At 68.4% G+C, this 21120-nt stretch carries 20 protein-coding genes; 11 read left to right on the plus strand and 9 right to left on the minus strand.

From position 1 onward, the window contains the following. Positions 1-7 precede the first annotated feature (7 nt). On the plus strand, positions 8-775 hold the full coding sequence (locus tag SK803_RS03865; protein ID WP_319964327.1) for an SDR family oxidoreductase: 768 nt from the start codon (positions 8-10) through the stop codon (positions 773-775). After that, positions 772-1638 carry an SDR family oxidoreductase gene (locus SK803_RS03870; RefSeq protein ID WP_319964328.1) on the plus strand — a complete coding sequence of 289 codons (867 nt, stop codon included), beginning with the start codon at positions 772-774 and terminating at the stop codon, positions 1636-1638. Before SK803_RS03865 ends, SK803_RS03870 begins: the two co-directional genes overlap by 4 nt. A gap of 169 nt (positions 1639-1807) precedes the next feature. Here the strand turns inward: SK803_RS03870 and SK803_RS03875 are convergent, their stop codons facing one another. Then, entirely contained in the window at positions 1808-2935 is a 1128-nt protein-coding gene (locus SK803_RS03875) for a steroid 3-ketoacyl-CoA thiolase (protein ID WP_319964329.1), read from the minus strand. Positions 2936-3056: 121 nt separating this feature from the next. On the opposite strand from SK803_RS03875, the gene SK803_RS03880 reads away from it, so the two are divergent. Beyond that, complete coding sequence (locus SK803_RS03880) at positions 3057-4283, plus strand: cytochrome P450 (RefSeq protein ID WP_319964330.1); 1227 nt, start codon at positions 3057-3059, stop codon at positions 4281-4283. A gap of 48 nt (positions 4284-4331) precedes the next feature. On the opposite strand, the gene SK803_RS03885 is transcribed toward SK803_RS03880, so the two are convergent. The 5 genes from SK803_RS03885 to SK803_RS03905 are packed head-to-tail and all read right to left on the minus strand — an operon-like array spanning position 4332 to position 8773. Continuing rightward, positions 4332-4769: a nuclear transport factor 2 family protein gene (locus SK803_RS03885; RefSeq protein WP_319964331.1), complete on the minus strand. Its 438-nt coding sequence runs from the start codon at positions 4767-4769 to the stop codon at positions 4332-4334. Next, positions 4766-5626, minus strand: coding sequence for a TIGR03619 family F420-dependent LLM class oxidoreductase (locus SK803_RS03890; protein WP_319964332.1), 861 nt, complete (start codon positions 5624-5626; stop codon positions 4766-4768). The genes SK803_RS03885 and SK803_RS03890 overlap by 4 nt, the downstream gene beginning before the upstream one ends. Continuing rightward, complete coding sequence (locus SK803_RS03895) at positions 5623-6765, minus strand: thiolase domain-containing protein (protein ID WP_319964333.1); 1143 nt, start codon at positions 6763-6765, stop codon at positions 5623-5625. The genes SK803_RS03890 and SK803_RS03895 overlap by 4 nt, the downstream gene beginning before the upstream one ends. After that, positions 6766-7821 carry a thiolase domain-containing protein gene (locus tag SK803_RS03900; RefSeq protein WP_319964334.1) on the minus strand — a complete coding sequence of 352 codons (1056 nt, stop codon included), beginning with the start codon at positions 7819-7821 and terminating at the stop codon, positions 6766-6768. 7 nt (positions 7822-7828) lie between these two features. Continuing rightward, the gene (locus tag SK803_RS03905) at positions 7829-8773 is read right to left on the minus strand and encodes a Zn-ribbon domain-containing OB-fold protein (RefSeq protein ID WP_319964335.1); all 945 of its coding nucleotides are present in this window, start codon (positions 8771-8773) and stop codon (positions 7829-7831) included. Positions 8774-8818: 45 nt separating this feature from the next. Between SK803_RS03905 and SK803_RS03910 the strand changes: the two genes are divergently transcribed. Genes SK803_RS03910 through kstD form a run of 4 tightly spaced genes read left to right on the plus strand, consistent with a single transcriptional unit; the run spans position 8819 to position 13571 of the window. After that, positions 8819-9862 (plus strand): LLM class F420-dependent oxidoreductase, encoded by a 1044-nt coding sequence (locus SK803_RS03910; RefSeq protein WP_319964336.1) that lies wholly within the window; start codon positions 8819-8821, stop codon positions 9860-9862. 25 nt (positions 9863-9887) lie between these two features. Further along, positions 9888-11420 (plus strand): acyl-CoA synthetase, encoded by a 1533-nt coding sequence (locus SK803_RS03915; protein WP_319964337.1) that lies wholly within the window; start codon positions 9888-9890, stop codon positions 11418-11420. Continuing rightward, entirely contained in the window at positions 11413-11865 is a 453-nt protein-coding gene (locus SK803_RS03920) for a pyridoxamine 5'-phosphate oxidase family protein (RefSeq protein WP_319964338.1), read from the plus strand. Before SK803_RS03915 ends, SK803_RS03920 begins: the two co-directional genes overlap by 8 nt. Next, on the plus strand, positions 11862-13571 hold the full coding sequence (kstD, locus tag SK803_RS03925) for a 3-oxosteroid 1-dehydrogenase (protein ID WP_319964339.1): 1710 nt from the start codon (positions 11862-11864) through the stop codon (positions 13569-13571). The genes SK803_RS03920 and kstD overlap by 4 nt, the downstream gene beginning before the upstream one ends. A gap of 222 nt (positions 13572-13793) precedes the next feature. Here the strand turns inward: kstD and SK803_RS03930 are convergent, their stop codons facing one another. Together SK803_RS03930 and SK803_RS03935 are read right to left on the minus strand one after the other, a co-directional pair. Continuing rightward, on the minus strand, positions 13794-14549 hold the full coding sequence (locus tag SK803_RS03930) for a hypothetical protein (RefSeq protein WP_319964340.1): 756 nt from the start codon (positions 14547-14549) through the stop codon (positions 13794-13796). Positions 14550-14638: 89 nt separating this feature from the next. Beyond that, the gene (locus tag SK803_RS03935; RefSeq protein ID WP_319964341.1) at positions 14639-15430 is read right to left on the minus strand and encodes a crotonase/enoyl-CoA hydratase family protein; all 792 of its coding nucleotides are present in this window, start codon (positions 15428-15430) and stop codon (positions 14639-14641) included. A gap of 74 nt (positions 15431-15504) precedes the next feature. Here SK803_RS03935 and SK803_RS03940 point away from each other — a divergent pair, with 74 nt between their 5' ends. Genes SK803_RS03940 through SK803_RS03955 form a run of 4 tightly spaced genes read left to right on the plus strand, consistent with a single transcriptional unit; the run spans position 15505 to position 20199 of the window. Continuing rightward, positions 15505-17091 carry an acyl-CoA synthetase gene (locus SK803_RS03940; protein WP_319964342.1) on the plus strand — a complete coding sequence of 529 codons (1587 nt, stop codon included), beginning with the start codon at positions 15505-15507 and terminating at the stop codon, positions 17089-17091. A gap of 23 nt (positions 17092-17114) precedes the next feature. Next, the gene (locus SK803_RS03945) at positions 17115-18203 is read left to right on the plus strand and encodes an NAD(P)H-dependent flavin oxidoreductase (protein ID WP_319964343.1); all 1089 of its coding nucleotides are present in this window, start codon (positions 17115-17117) and stop codon (positions 18201-18203) included. 41 nt (positions 18204-18244) lie between these two features. After that, entirely contained in the window at positions 18245-19210 is a 966-nt protein-coding gene (locus tag SK803_RS03950) for a hypothetical protein (RefSeq protein ID WP_319964344.1), read from the plus strand. A gap of 17 nt (positions 19211-19227) precedes the next feature. Beyond that, positions 19228-20199 (plus strand): hypothetical protein, encoded by a 972-nt coding sequence (locus SK803_RS03955; protein ID WP_319964345.1) that lies wholly within the window; start codon positions 19228-19230, stop codon positions 20197-20199. On the opposite strand, the gene SK803_RS03960 is transcribed toward SK803_RS03955, so the two are convergent. Further along, complete coding sequence (locus tag SK803_RS03960) at positions 20200-21117, minus strand: acyl-CoA dehydrogenase family protein (protein WP_319964346.1); 918 nt, start codon at positions 21115-21117, stop codon at positions 20200-20202. Positions 21118-21120: the final 3 nt, after the last annotated feature.

Consider the following 21120-nt stretch of genomic DNA (forward strand, 5'->3'; position numbering starts at 1 on the left):
GGGGTAGGTGCTGGTGGAACTGAACCTCGACGGAGCAGTCGTCCTCGTGACGGGCGGTGTCCGGGGCGTCGGCCTCGGGATCACCCGCGCGTTCCTCGCGGCCGGAGCGGTGGTCGTGACCTGCGCCCGGCGTCCTGCCGAGGCGCCAGGAGCGTCCTTCGTGGCGTGCGACGTCCGTGATGCGGACCAGGTTTCCCGGCTGGTGACCGGGATCGTCGAGCGTTTCGGACGGCTGGACGTCGTGGTGAACAACGCCGGCGGTGCGCCGTTCGCGTTGGCCGACAAGGCCTCGCCGCGCTTCCACCAGAAGATCGTCGAACTGAACCTGCTGGCACCGCTGCTGGTGTCGCAGGCGGCGAACGCGGTGATGCGGTCGCAGCCCTCCGGCGGGTCGATCGTGAACGTGAGCAGCGTGAGCGGGCGTCGACCGTCGCCGGGAACCGCTGCTTATGGCGCCGCGAAGGCCGGGCTGGACAACCTGACCGCGTCGCTGGCGGTCGAGTGGGCGCCGAAAGTGCGGGTCAACGCGCTGGCCGTGGGCATGGTCCGCACCGAACAGTCCCACCTTCACTACGGCTCCGAGGAAGGCATCGCTGCCGTTGCCCGGACTGTGCCGTTGGGTCGGCTCGCGTCGCCGGACGAGGTCGGTGCGTGTGCCGTGTTCCTCGCTTCACCGCTGGCGTCTTACGTCAGCGGTTCGACTTTGGTCGTGCACGGCGGGGGAGAGGTACCCGCGTTCCTCTCTGCCGCGGACACCGATGGAGGTTCGTCATGACGCTTTGCGAGGACCGGGTAGTCATCGTCACGGGTGCAGGGCGGGGCATCGGCCGTGCGCACGCGCTGGCGTTCGCTGCTGCTGGAGCACGCGTCGTGGTCAACGACCTGTCCGCGGCAGTGGCGGAGGAAGTGGCGGACATGATCGGGCCACGTGCCGTCGTGAACACCGATGACGTGGGCACCTGGGCCGGCGCCGCACGCGTGATCGAAGCCGCGGTGACGACGTTCGGCGGGCTGGACGTGCTCGTGAACAACGCCGGCATCGTGCGCGACCGCATGATCGTCAGCTGCGGTGAGGACGAGTGGGACGAGGTCGTCCGCGTCCACCTCAAGGGCCACTTCGCCCCTCTGCACCACGCCGCCGCCCATTGGCGTGCCGTGCACAAGACCGGTGGCGCGGTGTCGGGCCGGGTGATCAACACGTCGTCGGGCGCCGGGCTGTTCGGCAGCGTCGGGCAGGCGAACTACTCGGCGGCCAAGGCGGGCATCGCGTCGATGACGCTGGTGGCGGCCGCCGAACTGGCCCGGTACGGGATCACGGTCAACGCGATCGCGCCGGCCGCGCGGACCAGGATGACCGAGGCGACGTTCGCCGAGTCGATGGCGGCGCCGGAGGACGGGTTCGACGCGATGGCCCCGGAGAACATCTCACCGCTCGTGGTGTGGCTCGGCAGCGAAGAGGCCGGGGACGTGACAGGGCGGATGTTCGAGGTGGACGGCGGGCGGGTCTGCGTGGTGCACGGGTGGCAGCGCGGTCCGGAGATCGACAAGGGCGAACGGTGGTCTCCGGAGGAGCTGGGAAGCGTCGTGCGCAAGCTGGTCGCCGACGATCACCCGACCCCGGTCTACGGAGCCCGGTAACCGCTCACCTGCACGACTGACTGAACGGCCAGAACGACCTCGAAGTCGTCTGCGAGATGGTCGAACGGGAGACAGCAGCCGGGGTGGAGTTCATGAACTCCACCCCGGCTGCACTTCTACCGCCACTTCCAGCACGAGAGCCGGCGGACCCCGTACCCGGCGGAGGACCTCAGATCCGTTCGATGATCGTGCCGGTGGCCAACGCGCCGCCCGCACACATCGTGATCAATGCCGTCGTCGCGTCCCGCCGCTCCAACTCGTGCAGCGCCGTGGTGATCAGCCGCGTCCCCGTGCTCCCGACCGGGTGCCCGAGAGCGATCGCCCCGCCGTTGACGTTGACCCGGTCCAGGTTCGGCCGATGCACCGCCGCCCACGACAGCACGACCGACGCGAACGCCTCGTTGACCTCGAACAGGTCGATGTCCGCCATCTTCATCCCGCTGCGCTCCAGCAACCGCGCGGTGGCGTCCACCGGCCCGTCCAGGTGGTAGTACGGGTCCGAGCCGACCAGGCACTGCGTCACGATCCTCGCGCGTGGCCGCAACCCGTGCGCCCGCGCGAACTCCTCGTCCACGACCATCACGGCTGACGCGCCGTCCGAGATCTGTGACGACGTGCCTGCGGTGTGCACCCCGTCCGGCACCACGGGTTTCAACGCCGCCAGGGCCTCGAGCGACGTGTCCCGCAACCCCTGATCGGTGTCCACCAGGTCCTCGCCGACCTTCACCGGCACGACCTCGGCCGTGAACCGGCCCGCCGCCCACGCCGCACGCGCCCGGTTCTGCGACTGCACGCCGAACCGGTCGACCTCCTCGCGCCCGATCCCACGCCGTTCCGCGACCCGTTCGGCGGCGACGAACTGGTTGGGCAGGTCGATGGTCCACGAGTCGGGGCGCGGCATGCCGGAATCGCCGATGTTCGACCGCAGCGGTACGCGGCTCATGGCCTCGACGCCGCACGCGATGCCGGCGTCGATGGCGCCCGCCGCGATGAGACCCGCGATGAGGTGCGTGGACTGCTGGGCCGAACCGCACTGGGCGTCGACGGTGGTGCAGCCGGTGGTCTGCGGCAGGCCCGCGTGCAGCCAGGAGGTGCGGGTGATGTTGTTCGACTGCTCGCCCGCCTGCGTGACGGTGCCGCCGATGACTTGTTCGACAGTGGACGGATCGAGACCGGTCCTGTCAAGCAGACCCCGTTGTGCCGCACCGAGGAGCTCGGCAGCGTGCAGGCCGGACAACCGGCCGTTGCGCCTGCCTATGGGCGTGCGCACCGCTCCCACGATCACCGGACTGCCCACGCGAGCCTCCTGGTAACTAGAACACGTTCCTGTACATCACCAGATTGGTCGTATGGGGGCTTCAACACAAGGCGCAACCGTGTTTGAATCGGATAGAACGCGTTCCACCTAGGAGGTGCCTGTGGGCAAGCCGCGCATCCCGGAAGGCTTCGACTTCACCGACCCCGACATGTACGCGAGTCGGCTGCCGTTCGAGGAGTTCGCCGAACTGCGCCAGACCGCGCCGATCTGGTGGAACTCCAAACCGCACGGTCAGGGCGGGTTTCCCGACGACGGCTACTGGGTGGTGACCCGGCACCACGACGTCAAGGAGATCTCGCGCAACAGCGAGCTGTTCTCCAGCCGGGAGAACACGGCGATCATCCGGTTCAAGGACGACATGCCGCGCGACAACATCGAGATGCAGCGGCTCCTGCTGCTGAACATGGACCCGCCGACGCACACGAAGCAGCGCGGCATCGTCTCCCGCGGCTTCACGCCGAAAGCGGTCAACGCCCTGCGTGCCGCGCTCACCGCGCGCGCCGAGCGGATCGTCGAGGAGGCGCTGGCCAAGGGCAGCGGCGACTTCGTCAGCGACGTGGCGTGCGAGCTGCCGCTGCAGGCGATCGCGGAGCTGATCGGCATCCCGCAGGAGGACCGGCGCAAGATCTTCGACTGGTCGAACCAGATGATCGCCTACGACGACCCCGAGTTCGAGATCGAACCGCTCGCCGCGGCGACGGAGCTGCTCGGCTACTCGTGGACGATGGCGGAGGACCGCCGCAAGTGCCCGCGTGAGGACATCGTCACCAAGCTCGTTCAGGCCGATGTGGACGGCGCCGGGCTCGCGTCGGAGGAGTTCGGCTTCTTCGTGCTGCTGCTCGCCGTCGCCGGCAACGAGACCACGCGCAACGCCATCACGCACGGCATGAAGGCGTTCTTGGACCACCCCGAGCAGTGGGAGCTGTACAAGGAACAACGCCCCGCGACGGCCGGTGACGAGATCGTCCGGTGGGCCACGCCGGTGGTGTCCTTCCAGCGCACCGCGATGGCCGACACCGTGCTGAGCGGCGTGGAGATCAAGCAGGGGCAGCGGGTCGGGATGTTCTACTCGTCCGCGAACTTCGACGAGGAAGTGTTCGACAACCCCAGGCGGTTCGACATCACCCGCGATCCCAACCCGCACCTCGGGTTCGGTGGTAGTGGCGCGCACTTCTGCATCGGCGCCAACCTCGCCCGGCTGGAGATCGACCTGATCTTCAACGCGATCGCCGACGCCATGCCGAACATCAAGCAGGTCGCTGAACCGAGGCGGCTGCGGTCGGGCTGGCTGAACGGGATCAAGGAGTTCCGCGTCCAGTACGCGTGAACGGCCGAGCCCTCCGCCCGGGGCAGGGGCGGAGGGCTCGGCTTCCGGTCATTCCGTGCGCAGGGTCGCCATCGCCCGCTCGGTCTCCCAGAACGCGCGCACCGACTTGATCAGCCCGTCCTCACCGACGTTGTAGACGAACACGCCCTCGGTGTCGACACGAGCACCGCCCGGCAGGAACGCGCTGATCACCCCGACGTTCGCGCACTCCGAGCCGGCCGCGAACGAGTCGTGCATCGCGAACTCGAAGCGTTCGACGTTGGCGATCGCCAGGTCCCAGAAGGCGGCGATCGCCTCCTTGCCGTGGTGTCCCTTGCCCTCGGCGTCGAACATCGACGGCCCCACCGGGTCCTCGACGACGGCGTCCTCGGCGAACAACGCCAGCCACTCGTCCTTGGCCCCGCGCGTCACGGCGTCCATCGAACGCCACGACGCCACCCTCGCCGGCGTCTCCGTCTTGGAGGCCTTCCAGGTCACCGCTGTCATGCGAATTCCCCGATCACTTCGTCGGCGAAGCGCCGAAGTCCGTCCTTCTTGGCCTGCAAACCGCCGTCGAACCCCACGCCGTAGAACAGCCAGGGCACCACGATCACATCGGTCACACCGATCTCGTCGAGCTGCTTGTACCCGTCCAGCCCGAACCGGTCGATGCACACGGCCTGGATCTCGAACGGCCGCTCGAACGCGCCGAGGTCGGTGAGCTGCGCGATCACCGACTTGAGGTCCTCGAACGTGATCATCGCGGACGTCCAGCCGTCACCGACCCGCGCGGCGCGCTTCAACGCAGCGGGGGAGTGACCGCCGACGTAGAACGGCACCGGCGAAGTGGGTGCCGGCGACATCTGCAACCGGTCGAAGTCGAAGTAGTCGCCGTGGTACTCGACCATGCCGCCGCCGAGCACGAGCTTGAGGACGTCGATCATCTCGTCGACGCGCGGCCCGCGGTTCTTGTACGGCGCGCCGCACCACTCGAACTCCTCGGGCGACCAGCCGAGCCCCACCCCGAGCCCGAACCTGTTGCCGGTCATGTGTGCGACCGACCCGACCTGGCGGGCGAGCAGCAACGGGTTGCGGGAGCCCAGTTTCAGGACCTGGGTGTAGAAGTGGATCCGCGACGTCACGGCGCCCATCGCGGCGGCGGCGACGAACGGGTCCACCCACGGGGTTTCGGCGTTCCACATCCGGGAGCCGTCGGGCGTGTAGGGGTAGTCCGCGGAAACCTTCTCCGAGAAGAAGAGCGAGTCCGGCAGCGCGATCGACGCGTAACCGCACTCCTCGGCGCACTGGGCCAACTCGGTCAGCTGGTCGAGCGGGCTCATGGCGATGCCAACGGTGAACTTCACGGCTTCTCCGATCCGACGACCCACATGGCGAAGAACTGCGAACCACCGCCGTACGCGTGACCCAGAGCGACCCGCGCGCCGTCCACCTGGTGGTCTCCCGCGGTGCCCATGACCTGCATGGCGGCCTCGGCGAACCGCAGCAGGCCGGACGCGCCGATCGGGTTCGAGGACAGCACACCGCCGCTGGGGTTGACCGGCAGCCGGCCGCCGATCTCGGTCTCGCCCGCCTCGGTGAGCTTCCAGCCCTGGCCGATGTCGGTGAACCCGAGGTTCTCGAGCCACATCGGCTCGAACCACGAGAACGGCACGTAGATCTCGGCGGCGTCCACTTCGGACAGCGGGTCGGTGATGCCCGCCTGCTTCCACAACGCCCGTGCGGCGTCCCGGCCTGCCTGCGGGTTGACCTGGTCGCGTCCGGCGAACGTCGTCGGCTCGGTGCGCATCGCCGTCGCGCGGATCCACGCGGCCCGCGAGGACGTGGGCTCGGCGGAGATCACCACAGCGCACGCGCCGTCCGAGGAAGGACACGTTTCGTCGTACCGGATCGGGTCCCACAGCATCTTCGAGGCCTGCACCGACTCGACGGTGATGTCCGGCTGCTTCAGATGGGCGTAAGGGTTCAGGGCTCCGTTGCGGCGGTCCTTGGCGGCGACCATCGCGCCGATGTGTTCGGGAGCGCTCGCGCGGCGGATGTAGGCGCGGACGTGCGGCGCGAAGTAGCCACCCGCACCGGCGTGCACCGGCATCGTGAACGGCGTCGGCACGGACAGCGCCCACATCGCGTTGGACTCGGACTGCTTCTCGAACGCCACCGCAAGCACGCGGTTGTGGACGCCGGACTGCACGAGCGACGCGGCCACGTTGCCGGTGCTGCCACCGACCGAACCCGCGGTGTGCACGCGCAGCAACGGTTTGCCGACGGCGCCCAGCGCGTCCGCGAGGAACAGTTCGGGCATCATGACGCCCTCGAACAGGTCTGGTGCCTTGCCGAGCACCACTGCGTCGATGTCCGGCCAGTCCACGCCGGCGTCGGCCATCGCGCGGTCGATCGCCTCGCGGCACAGGCCCGCCATCGACACGTCGAGGCGCTTCGCGGCGTGGTGCGTCTGGCCGGTGCCGACCACAGCTGCCGGTCGCATCTACTCCCGTCCTTCCATGACGCAGACGAGGTTCTGTTGGAGCAACGGTCCACTCGTGGCGTGACCGAGCACCTTCGAAGCGGATCCGTCGTGCACTCGCCGTGCCGCCTCGCCGATCCGCGCCAGCCCTGCCGCGAACATCGGGTGGCCGGCCAGCACACCACCGGACGGGTTCAGCACGACCTCGTCACCGAGCCCGAGTGCTTGGCGCAGCAGGATCTCCTGATGGCTGAACGGCGCGTGCAGCTCCGCCACCTCGACACCGTCGACACCGGCCGCCTTGCCCGCGGCCACTGTGGAGGGAGACGTCAGCAGGTCGCGCGCGCCGAACGACGGTGAGTCCACCCGGTGCTCGAATCCGGTGATCCACGCCGGGCGTTCGCACAGCTCCCGCGCCCGATCGCCGGCGGCCAGCACGATCGTCGCCGCGCCATCGGTGATCGGCGCGCAATCATGCCGCCGCAACGGATCCGCGACGTATTCGGACCCCAGCAACGAGTCGACGTCAACCTCGCCGGACAGTTGCGCCAGCGGGTTCGACATGGCGGAAAGACGACTGCGCGCGGCCACCGACGCCATCTCGCGTTCGTCCCAGAGCCCGGCCTCGATGCCCATCCGAGCCTGAATCCCGGCCAGGCCGAGGGAATCCGGCCACAGCGGCGTCACCAGGTACGGATCGAGCTGCATCGCCATGACCCGCCGCAGCTGACCCGCCGACGACTTGCCGAAGCCGTAGACCAACGCCGTGTCGACCTCGCCGCACAGCAACTTCACCCAGGCCTCGTACAGCGCCCAGGCCGCGTCCATCTCGACGTGCGACTCCATGATCGGCGGGAACGCGCCGATCGCGTCGACCGCCGACACGAACGAGAAGGCCCGCCCCGCCAGGTAGTCGGACGAGCCCGAGCACCAGAACCCGATGTCTGACTTGGTGAGCCCGAGCCCGCCGAGCACCTCGTGGAAGATCGGCACCAGCATCTCGACACCGTTGGTGGTGCCGTCGGTCTCGCGCACGCAGGGCGTCTGCGCGAAGCCGACTACCGCAATGTCACGCACGCGAGCCTCACAGGTGCTGGGAGTAGGAGTCGAACGGCGCGTCCGGTTCGCCGGAAGGCTTGAAGTGGTCGATGTTCTGCATCGTCGGACCCCACTCCTCGCGCGGCTTCCACACCGCCTCCACCCGCATGCCCATCCGCACGTCCTCGGGCGCGATGCCGAGCAGCAGGTGCAGGAACGGGATGTCCGCGCCGTCCAGCAGCACATACGCCGAGACGTAGGGCGGTGGGATGCGCTGGCCGAGGAACGGCACGTTGACCACGCAGAACGTCGTGATCGTGCCGCGGTCGGACAGCTCGATCCGGTCCGTCGTCGGCACTCCGTCGGTGGGACAGGCCGGTCGCGGCGGGAAGTAGACCTTGGCGCACTCCGGACAGCGCTGGGCGATCAGCTGGCCTTCCATCAGGCCGCGCAGGAACGGGTCCTCGGTCGGTGACGCGGAGTGCGTGTAGTGCAGGTTCACCGGCGTGGTCACCATCGTGACGTCATCGGCTTCAACCGGATCATCCGAAGCCTCATCGGAGAGCTCGAAGCATTCGATGTCCGTGATGGCGCCAACGCGTTCAGTCCGCCATCGCACCCGTACGCGCGCGCCTGTCGACATCTGGTCCGGCGAACCCGCGTCCACCGCGTGCAACAACGCGGTGTCCGCGCCGTCGAGCTGGATCAGCGCCCACGCGAACGGCCGGTCGAGCGGCTGTCCTTCGAGCGGCTCCGGGATCCACGACCAGCCGCGCACGACACCCGTCGACGCCACGTCCACGAACTCCGTCAACCGCTCGGCGGTCACCGGGTCGTATTCGAGCGGCGGCACGTGCACACGGCCGTCGGAACCGCGGATCCCCGTCACCTTGCGGCGGCGCAGATCCGAGAGGAACCGGCCCAGCGTCGGGCCGAGCGAGCGCGTGTAGTCGAAGCCCACGTCGAGCGGAGCACTCAGCGGCCGAGTCACAGATCAAAGTGAAACAGGTTCTCGAAATGGTGGCAAGATGGGTGCATGAAGCTCGGTCTGCAGCTCGGCTACTGGGGTGCCGCGCCACCCCCGAACGCCCCCGAACTCGTGGCGGCGGCGGAGGAATTCGGCTTCGACGCGGTGTTCGCCGCCGAGGCGTGGGGATCGGACGCGTTCACCCCGTTGGCGTGGTGGGGATCCGACACTCGACGGGTCCGGCTGGGCACGTCCGTCGTGCAGATGTCGGCCCGCACCCCGGCCGCCTGCGCGATGCACGCGCTCACCCTCGACCACCTCTCCGGTGGACGGTTCGTGCTGGGGCTGGGCGTGTCCGGGCCGCAGGTCGTGGAGGGCTGGTACGGCCGCCCCTTCGCCAAACCCCTTGCCAGGACCAGGGAATACGTCTCGATCCTGCGTCAGGTGCTGGCCCGTGAAGCGCCGGTCACCAACGACGGTCCGCACTTCCCGTTGCCCTACCAGGGGCCGGGCTCGCTCGGCCTGGGCAAGCCGCTCAGGCCCATCACCCACCCGCTGCGCGCTGACCTGCCGATCTGGCTCGGCGCGGAGGGTCCGAAGAACGTCGCGCTGACGTCGGAGATCGCCGACGGCTGGCTCGCGATCTACTACGCGCCCAGACTCGCCGGCATGTACGACGAGTGGCTGGACGAGGGCTTCGCGAAGTCGCGCCAGAAGGGTTCGACTCGTAGCAGGGAGAACTTCGAGGTGGCGGCCACGTGTCAGGTCGTCGTGACGGACGATCCGGTGAGCGTCCGCGCCCAGCTCAAGCCGTTCGTCGCTTTGTACATCGGAGGAATGGGCGCACCAGGCATGAACTTCCACGCCGAGGTCTTCACTCGCATGGGATACGGCGAGGCGGTGCGGGACATCGGCGAGCTGTTCCTGTCCGGGCGCAAAGAGGAGGCCGTGCAAGCGGTTCCGGACGAGCTGGTGGCCGAGATCAGCATCGTCGGCACCGCCGAGCACGTCCGTGAGGAGATCGGCCGGTGGGAGAAGGCGGGCGTCACGATGCTGCTCGTCGGCTGCCGTGACATGGCATCGATCAAGGCGGTGGCGGAGGCTTGTCAGTAGGTGAAACGCGTTCTACTTTGAGGGTGTGGTCACAGGACTCTGGAACATCGCCGCCGATCAGCCGGACCTGACCGCGCTGGTCGATCCGAGCGGCCGGGAGATCACCTACCGGGAGCTGGCGGCGGAAGCCGACCGCTACGGGCGCGGGTTCCAGGCCCTGGGGCTGGCACCCGGCGACAGCATCGTGCTGATGCTGCCCAACAGCGCCGAACTGGTCGCGGTGTACTTCGCCGCCTACCAGACCGGCCTCTACGTCGTGATGGCGAACTGGCACCTGACCGGGGCCGAGGTCGGGTACCTCGTGCAGGACAGCGGCGCCAAGGCCTTCGTCGCGCACGAACGGTTCGCCGACGCCGCAACAGATGCTTCGGCGAGCCTGCCAGCGAACGCCCGGTTCTCCGTCGGCGACATCGCGGGGTTCGAGCCGCTGACCAAGCTCGGCGAGGGTGAGGAAGGTCGTCCGGACGTCCGCACGGCAGGCTCGCCGATGCTCTACACGTCCGGCACCACCGGGCGGCCCAAGGGCGTGCGCAGGCCGTTGACCGGCGCTGACCCGGACGTGGTTCCGCCATCCGCGCCGTGGTTCTTCGGGATCTTCGGGATCAAGCCGCACGACGGGCACGTGCACTTGTGCGGGTCGCCGCTCTACCACACGGCGGTGCTCAACTTCGTCGTCATCTCGATCCAGCTCGGCCACACCGCGGTGCTGATGGACCACTGGGCGCCGGAGGAGATGCTGCGGCTGATCGACCGGTACAAGGTCACCCACAGCCACATGGTGCCGACCCAGTTCCACCGGTTGCTGGCACTGCCCGACGACGTCAAGGCCGAGTACGACCTGAAGTCGCTGCGGTCGATGATCCACGGTGCCGCGCCGTGCCCGCTCGAGGTCAAGCGCCGGATGCTCGACTGGTGGGGGCCGGTCGTGATCGAGTACTACGCCGCCACCGAGGGCGGCGGCACGGCGATCACCGCCCAGGAATGGCTGCGCAAGCCCGGATCCGTAGGCCTGCCCTGGCCGACGTCGGAGATCAAGATCCTCGGCGAGGACGGCAGTGAGCTGCCCGTGGGCGAGCGCGGCCTGGTCTACATGCGGATGGGTGACGCGACCTTCGAATACCACAAGGACGCCGAGAAGACCCGTGCCGCGCGGGTGGGCAAGCTGTTCACGTTGCAGGACATCGGCTATCTGGATGAAGACGGCTACCTGTTCTTGTGCGACCGCAAGAACGACATGATCATCTCCGGTGGCGTGAACATCTACCCGGCGGAGATCGAGGGCGAGCTGGTGTGTCATCCCAAGGTGGCGGACGTGGCGGTGTTCGGCGTGCCGCACCCGGACTGGGGCGAGGAGATCAAGGCCGTCGTGCAACCCGCGGACGGTGTCGAGCCCGACGATGAACTGACGCGCGAACTGCTGGAGTTCGCCGGAACGAGGCTGGCGAAGTTCAAGCTGCCTCGCACGATCGAGTACCTGGCTGAACTGCCGCGTGACCCGAACGGCAAGCTGTACAAGCGAAAGCTGCGCAGCCAAGAAGGAAGTGCGGGCCGTGCGTGACCCGATCAAGATGTCGGCTGCCGAGGTCGAGGCGTTTCTGGGTGAGCAGAAGACGTTGATCGTCGCCACCATCGGCCGCACCGGCCTGCCGCACCTGGCGCCGATGTGGTTCGCGGTCCTGGACGGCGACATCGTGTTCTGCACCGACCGCAAGTCGCAGAAGATCCTGAACCTGCAACGTGATCCGCGCTGCAGCGTGCTGGTTGAGGCGGGGGAGACCTACGACCAGCTGCGCGGCGTGCACATGGAGGGCGTCACGGAGTTCACGGAGCTCGGCCCGGTCGTGGACGCCGTGGTGGCGCGCAACTTCGGTGAGGTCGGCGACGACGACACGGCCCGCGACGCCCTCCGCAAGGCGATGTCCAGGCGCGTCGCCGTGATCTTCCGTCCGACTCGCACAGCCAGCTGGGACCACCGGAAGACGATGTCGGGAGCCACCCCATGAACCTGAACCGCCGTCAGGTGCTCGCCGGAGCCGGCCTCGCGCTGGCCTCGGGACTCGTGAAGACCTCACCGGCCTCCGCGGACCCCATCGGCGAGTTCGACGTCGTGGTGGTCGGCGCGGGCGCGGCAGGCATGACCGCCGCTCTCACCGCGGCCAAACGCGGACTGAGCTGTGTGGTCCTGGAAAAGGCGCCGACCTACGGCGGTTCCGCCGCTCGGTCCGGTGCGGGTATCTGGATTCCCAACAACGAGGTCATCCTCGCCGCGGGCATCCCCGACACCCCGGAGAAGGCGCGGCAGTACCTCGCCGCGGTCGTCGGCGACATCCCGGTCGTGCGGCAGCAGGCGTACCTGACGCACGGGCCGCAGATGATCTCGTTCGTCATGCGCAACAGCCCGCTGCGCTTCCGGCACATGGACGGCTACAGCGACTACTACCCGGAATACCCCGGCGGCATCGCCAAGGGCCGTTCCATCGAGCCGGAGATGATCGACGGCCGCATCCTCGGCGCGGAACTCGCTCACCTCAACGCGCCCTACCTCGCCACGCCCGCGGGCATGGTCATCTACGGCGCCGACTACAAGTGGCTCGCGCTGGCCCTGGTCAACGCGAAGGGCGCCGCCACGGCCGCGGCCGCTCTCGCTCGCGGTACCGCAGCCGCGTTGGCCGGCCAGAAGCCGTTGACGATGGGCCAGGCACTGGCCGGTGGTCTGCGTGCGGGTCTGATGCAGGCGAACGTGCCGGTGTGGCTGAACACGGGCTTGGAAGACCTGCACGTGGAAAACGGCGCGGTCAAGGGAGTCCTGACGTCCCGCGGGCTGGTGAAGGCGCGCCGGGGCGTGATCATGGGCTCCGGCGGCTTCGAGCACAACGCGTCGATGCGCGCCCAGTACCAGCGCCAGCCCATCGGCACGGCGTGGACCGTCGGCGCCAAGGAGAACACCGGCGACGGCCACCGCGCGGGCCTGCGCGTGGGCGCCGCGCTCGACCTGATGGACGACGCCTGGTGGGGCCCGGCGATCCCGGTGCCCGGCACGCCGTACTTCTGCCTCGCCGAACGCACCCTGCCCGGCGGCCTGATGATCAACGCGGCAGGTCAGCGGTTCGTCAACGAGGCCGCGCCCTACAGCGACGTCGTGCACACCATGTACGACAAGAATCCCACCTCGCCGTGCATCCCGGCGTGGCTCGTCGTCGACCAGAACTACCGCAACAGGTACCTGTTCGCCGACGTCGCCCCCACCCTGCCGCTGCCAGACGGGTGGTACCAGGCAGGCGCGGTCGTGAAGAACTGGTCGCTCGACGGGCTGGCGTCGGCCATCAACGTCCCGGGCGCCGCGTTGAAATCCACCGTCAGCCGGTTCAACAACCAGGCTTTCACCGGCCGCGACACCGACTTCAAGCGCGGCGACAGCGCCTACGACCACTACTACACGGACCCGGCGGTGTTCCCGAACTCCTGTCTGGCACCGCTGTGGGCACCGCCGTTCTACGCGTTCAAGATCGTGCCGGGGGACCTGGGCACCAAGGGCGGCATGGTCACCGACGCGCGTGCCCGCGTGCTGCGGCCGGACGGTTCGGTGATTCCCGGGCTGTACGCGGCGGGCAACGTGAGCTCTGCGGTGATGGGGCGCAGCTACGCCGGGGCGGGGTCGACCATCGGGCCGGCCATGACCTTCGGGTACATCGCGGCCAACGACATCTGAGGACGTCCGGCCTAGGCCGACCGAGGCGTCACCCGCTTGCGCCGATCGGTGAATGCTGCGTGAAACCCGCACTTGCGCATCCACTTCACGGACGCGGACATCGCACGAACACGGCTGAAACTCGAGATCGACCCCATGTGGGAGGTCATCAGCAGCGTCCAGGTCCTGCAACACGCGAAAGGCGGACTGAGGCCGGCGACGTCGGTCCGGGTGCGAAGCGGCCTACTCCCACACGGTGACCTGGCCGGTGATCGTCGCGCTGTCCATCGCGACGACCTGGACCAGGAAGATCCGGCCGCCCGGCGTCTTCCCGCACACCCGGCTGCCGACGATCAGGTTCTCCGCGTCCCTCGTCGCGCGTTGCGTGAGGTCGGCGGCGCACTCGTCCCGTCCGGGGACGCCGTCGCCGACCCACTCCGCCAGCCAGTAGCCCTCGTCGCCGTGCAGGCGGCCGGGGGTGAGCGGCCAGACGTTCATGCCGTCCACGTCGCGTGGTTGCGGGAGGTCGAGGTTGTAGCTGCCGAACGGCACCGTGCCGCTGTACCGCACATCGTTGCCCGCGGGCGGAGGTGCGACCGCGACGGCGACCGTGGTCGTGGGCACGGACGTGACGGCGACCGGTGCGCCACCGGACGGGCGCGGCGCCTGGCTTCCTGGGGCGGGGCGGGCGGCACCGGCGGCTGTCGAACGGGCAGGTGAACCGGTGGTGGCGGCTGGGGCCGACGTCGTACTGGTGTCCGTCGTGGGCGTGGCGGTGGCGAAGGTCGGCCGGCCCGGCTCGTCCAGCTCCCACACCAGCGCGGTGATGCCCATGACCGCTGCCGCCGCGGGCACGGTCAGGTACCACAAACCCTTGCGCGATCGAGGCTTGGCGGGCGTGCCCAGGTAGACGTCCCCGCCGATCGAACCGGCTTGGAACGACGTACCGCTGACGTCCCCGTCGACACCGTTGTCGACCAACTCATCGGAATGCTTCAAGGCTGACCCCCGGACCGCGGATGTTGATACGCATTTCGGAGGGTCGTCGAGAAGTGTTACGGACGCGAACGAATCGATTGGGCAGCTGTCTAACGGCCCTTGAACTCCGGCTTCCGCTTCTCGGCGAAGGCGCGCGGACCTTCCTTCGCGTCCTCGCTGCGGAACACCTCCATGCCGAGCCGAGCGTCCACTTCGAACGCGTCGTTCTCGTGCATCGCCTCGGTTTCCCGCATGGTCTGCAGGATCGCCCGCACGGCCAGCGGCCCGTTCGCCGTGATGAGTGCGGCCAGTTCCATCGCCTTTTCGAGCGCCTGGCCGTCCGGCACGACGTGACCGATCAGGCCGATTTCCTTGGCCTCCGCGGCTTTGATGTGCCGCCCAGTCAGCAGAAGATCCGCCGCGACCGTGTAGGGGATCTGGCGCGGCAACCGGACCGCCGATCCGCCGAGCGGGAACAGGCCCCAGCGCGCCTCGGAGACGCCGAACCGCGCACTCTCGCCGGCCACCCGGATGTCGGTCGCCTGAAGGATTTCCGTGCCACCGGCGACCGCGGGGCCCTCCACCGCCGCGATGAGAGGTTTCGTCAATCGACGACCTTTCAGCAGCGGTTCGATGACCGAGAAGTCGAACTTCCCGGCGGATTCGCTGGGGTGGTTGGACGTCATGGCTTTGAGGTCGGCGCCCGCGCAGAAGGAACCTCCCGCGCCGGTGAGGATGCAGACGCGGACGTCGGGATCGCTGTCCACGCGGTCCCAGGCCTCGCGCATGATCGCCATCATCGGGCCGGACAACGCGTTGCGGACCTCCGGGCGGTTCATCGTGACGACCAGGACGTTCCCGACCAAGTCCACCAACGCGTGTGGTTCCGTCGTGGTCGTCATTCGCGCGCCTCCTGGATCGAGTCTGACCGCACGGGGGATTGTCCAGAACAGTAACACGTTCTACTTTGACCACCATGGCCCTCAACGTCGCAGACCTCGTTGAACACGCCGCCGACACCGTGCCCGACCGGACCGCGCTCGTGTGCGGGTCCAAGAGGGTCACTTATGCCGACCTTGAGTCGCGAGCCAACAAACTGGCTCACCACCTGGCAAAGAACGGCGTGACAGCAGGGGCGCACGTCGGGCTCTACGCGCGCAACTCGATCGAGCTGGTCGAGGCCATGCTCGCCGTGTACAAGCTGCGCGCCGTGGCCATCAACGTGAACTACCGCTACACCAAGAACGAGTTGCAATACTTGTTCGGCGAAGCGGATCTGGTCGCTCTCGTACACGAACGGCGGTACTCGCCGCTGGTCGCGGAGGTCGGTGCTCCCGGGCACACCGTCGTGATCGACGACGAGTCCGACGAGGACTTCGCCGGCGCGGACTACGAGACCGCGCTGAGCGAGGAGTCCGGCGAACGGGACTTCGCGCCACGCAGCGGCGACGACCTCTACATACTGTTCACCGGCGGCACGACCGGCATGCCCAAGGGCGTGATGTGGCGGCACGAGGACGTGTGGCGCACGCTCGGCGGCGGCATCGACTTCGTGACCGGCGAACGGCTCACCGACGAGTGGCAGCAGGCAAAGTCCGGCAAGGACTACGGACTCATCAGGCTCTGCCTGCCGCCGTTGATCCACGGTGCGGCGCAGTGGGCCGTGCTCGGCGCGTTGTTCAGCGGCAGCACGGTGGTGCTGGTGCCGAAGTTCGACCCCGCCGAGATCTGGCGGGTGATCGGCGAGGAGAAGGTCCAGGTCGCCGTGATCACCGGCGACGCGATGGGCCGCCCCCTGATCGAGGAGTTCCAGAAGGGCGGGTACGACGGCTCGTCGCTGTTCATCATCAACAGCAGTGCCGCGTTGTTCTCCTTCACGGTCAAGAAGCAGTACCAGGAACTCCTGCCGCACACGACGTTGCTGGAGTCGATCGGGTCGAGCGAGACCGGGTCCACCGGCATCGGCGCGGTGCCCAAGGAGATCGAGAAGACCGACGGCACCAAGGTGAAGCTGAACGAGGACACCATCGTCATCGACGACGACGGCAACAAGCTCGAACCGGCGCCCGGTGTCATCGGCAAGCTGGCGCGCGGCGGGCACATCCCGCTCGGCTACTACAAGGACCCCGAGAAGACCGCGCGGATGTTCGTCGAGGTCGACGGCAAGCGGTTCACGGTGCCCGGCGACTACGCGCGGTTCGAGGCCGACGGCGACATCACGTTGCTGGGCCGCGGCAACACCTGCGTGAACACCGGCGGCGAGAAGGTGTTCCCGGAGGAGGTCGAGGCGGTGCTCAAGTCGCACCCGGACGTCTTCGACGCGCTCGTCATCGGCATCCCGGACGACCTGCTCGGCCAACGCGTCGGCGCACTCGTGCAGCCACGCGACGGCGCGACCCCGACACTGTCCGAACTGGACGCTCACGTGCGCGAGTCGCTCGCGGGCTACAAGGTGCCGCGGTCGCTGTGGCTGGTCGGCGAGATCGGCCGCACCCCGAGCGGCAAACCCGACTACCAGTGGGCAAGGCGCCACGTGGAGGACAATGCGCACCAACCGGTGTGAGCCGTTCAACGATGCGGAGGATCATGCGCACCAGCCTGTGTGACCAGCTGGGCATCGAGCACCCGATCTTCGGCTTCACGCCGTCCGAGCACGTCGCGGCGGCGATCAGCCGGGCCGGCGGGCTCGGTGTCCTCGGCTGCGTGCGGTTCAACGACGCGGAAGACCTCGACCGCGCGTTGACGTGGATGGACGACAACACCGACGGCAAACCGTACGGCGTCGACATCGTCATGCCCGCCACCGTGCCGAAAGAGGGCACCCAGGTCGACCTCGCCGAGCTCATTCCGCAGAGCCACAAGGAGTTCGTGCAGCAGACGCTGTTGAAGCTCGGCGTGCCACCGCTGCCGGACGGTGAGGGCGGCGAGGGCGTGCTCGGCTGGCTGCACTCGGTCGCCCGGTCACACGTCGACATCGCGCTGGAACACCCGATCCGCCTCATCGCCAACGCCCTGGGCTCGCCGCCCACCGACGTCATCGAACGTGTCCACGCGGCCGGTGTTCCGGTCGCCGCCCTTGCGGGCAAAGCCGAGCACGCGCGCAGGCACGTGCAGAACGGCGTCGACATCGTGGTGGCACAGGGATATGAGGCGGGTGGGCACACCGGCGAGGTCGCCACGATGGTGCTCGTGCCGGAGATCGTGGACGCGGTCGACGTTCCGGTGCTCGCCGCGGGTGGCATCGGCTCGGGACGGCAGGCCGCGGCCGCGATGGCGCTGGGCGCTTCCGGTGTGTGGATGGGTTCGTACTGGCTGACGACGGCCGAGTACACGCAGAGTCCACTCACCCAGAAAGCCTTGCTGGCAGCCACTTCGAGCGACACGGTCCGCACCCGGATCTACACCGGCAAACCGGCGCGGCTGCTGAAGACGCGGTGGACCGAGGCGTGGTCCGCGCCCGGCGCGCCGGAGCCGTTGCCGATGCCGTTGCAGAACCTTTTGGTGAGCGAGGCGCACCTGCGCATCGCCCGGTCCGACGACCCGTCCGTGGTGTCGATGCCGGTCGGTCAGGTCGTCGGGCGGATGAACGAGGTGCGCCCCGTCGCGGACGTGATGGCTGACCTGCTGCGGGAGTTCGGCGAAACTGTGGAGAGATTGACCAAACTGTCCCGTTGACACGTATCTTGTTTCCGCCTGGGGAAGTTCAAGGGGGAAACATGCAGCGAAGACGTGTATTTGGTGTGCTCTTCACGGGATTGGTGCTCGCGTCCACCGTCACGGCACCGCATGCCGTCGCGGCCGACCCGTGCCGGTGGATCGCGCATGACCTGCCGCTGCCGGCCGGCGCCGCGTACGCCAGGACCTGGGGGAGCAGCGAGAACAACCGGTTCATCGTCGGCGCGACCAGGATCGACGGCGCCGCTGAGCGCGGTCTGATCTGGGACAACGGGGCGCTGCGCCTGATGACCTCGTCGGGCTCGCCGACGATCGGCGTCGAGCCCGCGGACGTGAACAACGTCGGCGTGGTCGTGGGCGAGTGGTACAGCTGGAACGACGGGATCCATCGCGCTTTCCGCTACCGCGACGGCGTCTACGAGTACCTGGACACGCCGGCGGGGCAGAACTCCAAAGCGGTCGCGATCAACGCGCTCGGTGACGTGATCGGCGAGACCTGGAGCCCCGACACACCGACCTACCACCGGACCGTCGTGTGGCCGGGCAGCGGGCCCCGCAAGGACTTCCCGCCGGGGGAGGGGGCTGTCGGCATCACCGACGACCGCAAGATCGTGCAGATCATGCCGCGGTGGGCGGCCGTGACCGAGATCGAGAGCGGGCGGTCGACCGAGCTGACCGGTGCCCGGTGGTCGATGGTCCTCGACAACGACAGGGTGTTGCACCCCGCCGAGGGCGGCCTCAAGGAGTGGAACATCGCGGGTGAGCACGTCGCCACCTGGGAGGGCGGAACGGAACCGTTCGGCAGGACGTCCAGTGGCCACGTCGTGTTCGGTGCCGTCGCAGGCATCCCGACGCTGTGGCAGTGGGGCGTCCGGTACCCCGTGGACTCCGCGAAGCTGCCGGACGCGGCCTATTACGGCGACATCAGCGATGAGGGTGCGTTGATCGGCACCTACAAGAACTCGGACGGGTCGACGCACCCGGCGCGCTGGTTCTGGTGCGGCTGAACGAAATGGGGGACACCATGAAGCACAGACGTGTGATTGGGGTGCTGTTCAGCGGGTTGGTGCTGGCCTCCACAGCGGCGGCACCGCACGCCGTGGCGGACCCGTGCCGGTGGATCGCGCACGACCTTCCGGTGCCGGACGACTCGAGGTACGCGAGGACCAGCGGCAGCAGCGAGAACAACCGGTTCATCGTCGGAGAGGCCAAGGTCGGCGAGAGTTCTCACGTCGAGAGCGGCCTGGTGTGGGACAACGGCGTGCTGACCCGGATGACGCCGTCCGGCTGGTGGCTGACCGCGATCCGGCCGACCGACGTGAACAACAGCGGGGTCGTCGTCGGGCGGCAGGAGATCCTGGACCAGCACCGCACGGTGGCCTTCCGGTACCGCGACGGCGCTTATGAGTTGCTGGACACGCCCGAGGGCCTCAACTCACAGGCCAAAGGCGTGAACAACCACGGTGACGTGGTCGGCGAGGTGTGGCAGAGCGACACGCCGAACACTCGGCACACCACGGTGTGGCCCAACAGCGGTGCCGCGAAGACCTTCCTGCCCGGACCGGCCATCGGCATCAGCGACGACGGGAAGGTCGTGCAGATCTCGGGCGCGTCGGGGTTCGTGATCGACGTCGAGACCGGGCAGCGGACTGAACTGCCCGGCGGCAAGCAGCGGATGGTCTTCGACAACGACCGGGTCCTGCACCCCTCCCCGACCGGCCTCGCGGAGTGGAACCTGGCCGGGCAGCAGGTCGCCACCTGGGAAGCCGGCACCACGCCCTGGGGCAGGACTTCCAGCGGTCACGTGGTGTTCGGCGCGGTCAACGGCGTCGCGACCTTGTGGCAGTGGGGTGTCCACTACCCCGTGGACTCCGCGAACCTGCCGGTGGTCGCCTCTGCGTACTACGGCGACGTCACAGACGAGGGTGCCCTGATCGGCACCTACATCCCCACCGGCGGGGACTCCCGGCCGGCGCGCTGGTTCTGGTGCGGCTGATCAGATCGCGGCACTGAGTTTGAGGAGCTGGGCGGTCGCACCGCCCAGCTCGAACTCACACCGCTTGGCCGCGGTGAAGAACTTGTGCACCTCGTGGCTCATGTCGATACCTGTGCCGCCGTGGACGTGCACGGCGGTGTGGGCAACACGATGCCCGGCATCGGCGGCCCAGAACTTCGCGGTCGCCACCTCAGCGTCTGCGTCCAGCCCTTCGGACAGTCGCCATGCCGCCTGCCACAACGTCAAACGGATCGCCGCGACGTCGATGTACGCATCAGCAAGTCGTTGCGCCACAGCCTGGAAGCTGCCGATCGGCCGGTCGAACTGCACCCGCGTCCGTGCGTACTCCGCTGTCAGCTCCAACGCCCGTTCGGTCACCCCGAGCTGCAACGCGCACAGCCCCAACGTGTACCGCGTGATCAGCCACTCCGGCGTGAGGCCCGCAACCACGTCACCGCCACCGGAGAACTCGAACCATCCAGCCTCGGAGCCGTCGACCAGTTCCTGCGAAGTGACAGCAAGGTCACCGGCCTCGACGAGGAACACCTGTTCCCCGTGCGACACCAGGAAAGCCTCCGCGGTACCGGCGAACGGCACGGTGGTCTTCGCGCCATCGGTGTCCTCGGCGAGCGCCACCGACAACACAGTTCCGGGCTTCAGCCAGCGAGAACGTTGTTCCGGCGTACCGAAGTCGGCCAGCGCGCAAGACGCGACCACGGTCGGCAGGTAGGGGACCGGTGAGATCGCGCGGCCCAGCTCGACCAGCACCGAGCACTGTTCCAGCACGCCGAACTCGTCGGGCGACTCGGGCACGACCCCGGACTTGACCAGATCGGCCCACGGTGTGTCCGACGAGTCGAGGATCTTGCGGGTCAGCGCCGCCAGTTCGCGCTGCGCCTCGGTCAGGGTGAAGTCCACGAA

The sequence above is a fragment of the Lentzea miocenica genome (genome assembly GCF_033949945.1).
GTDB lineage: Bacteria > Actinomycetota > Actinomycetes > Mycobacteriales > Pseudonocardiaceae > Lentzea > Lentzea miocenica.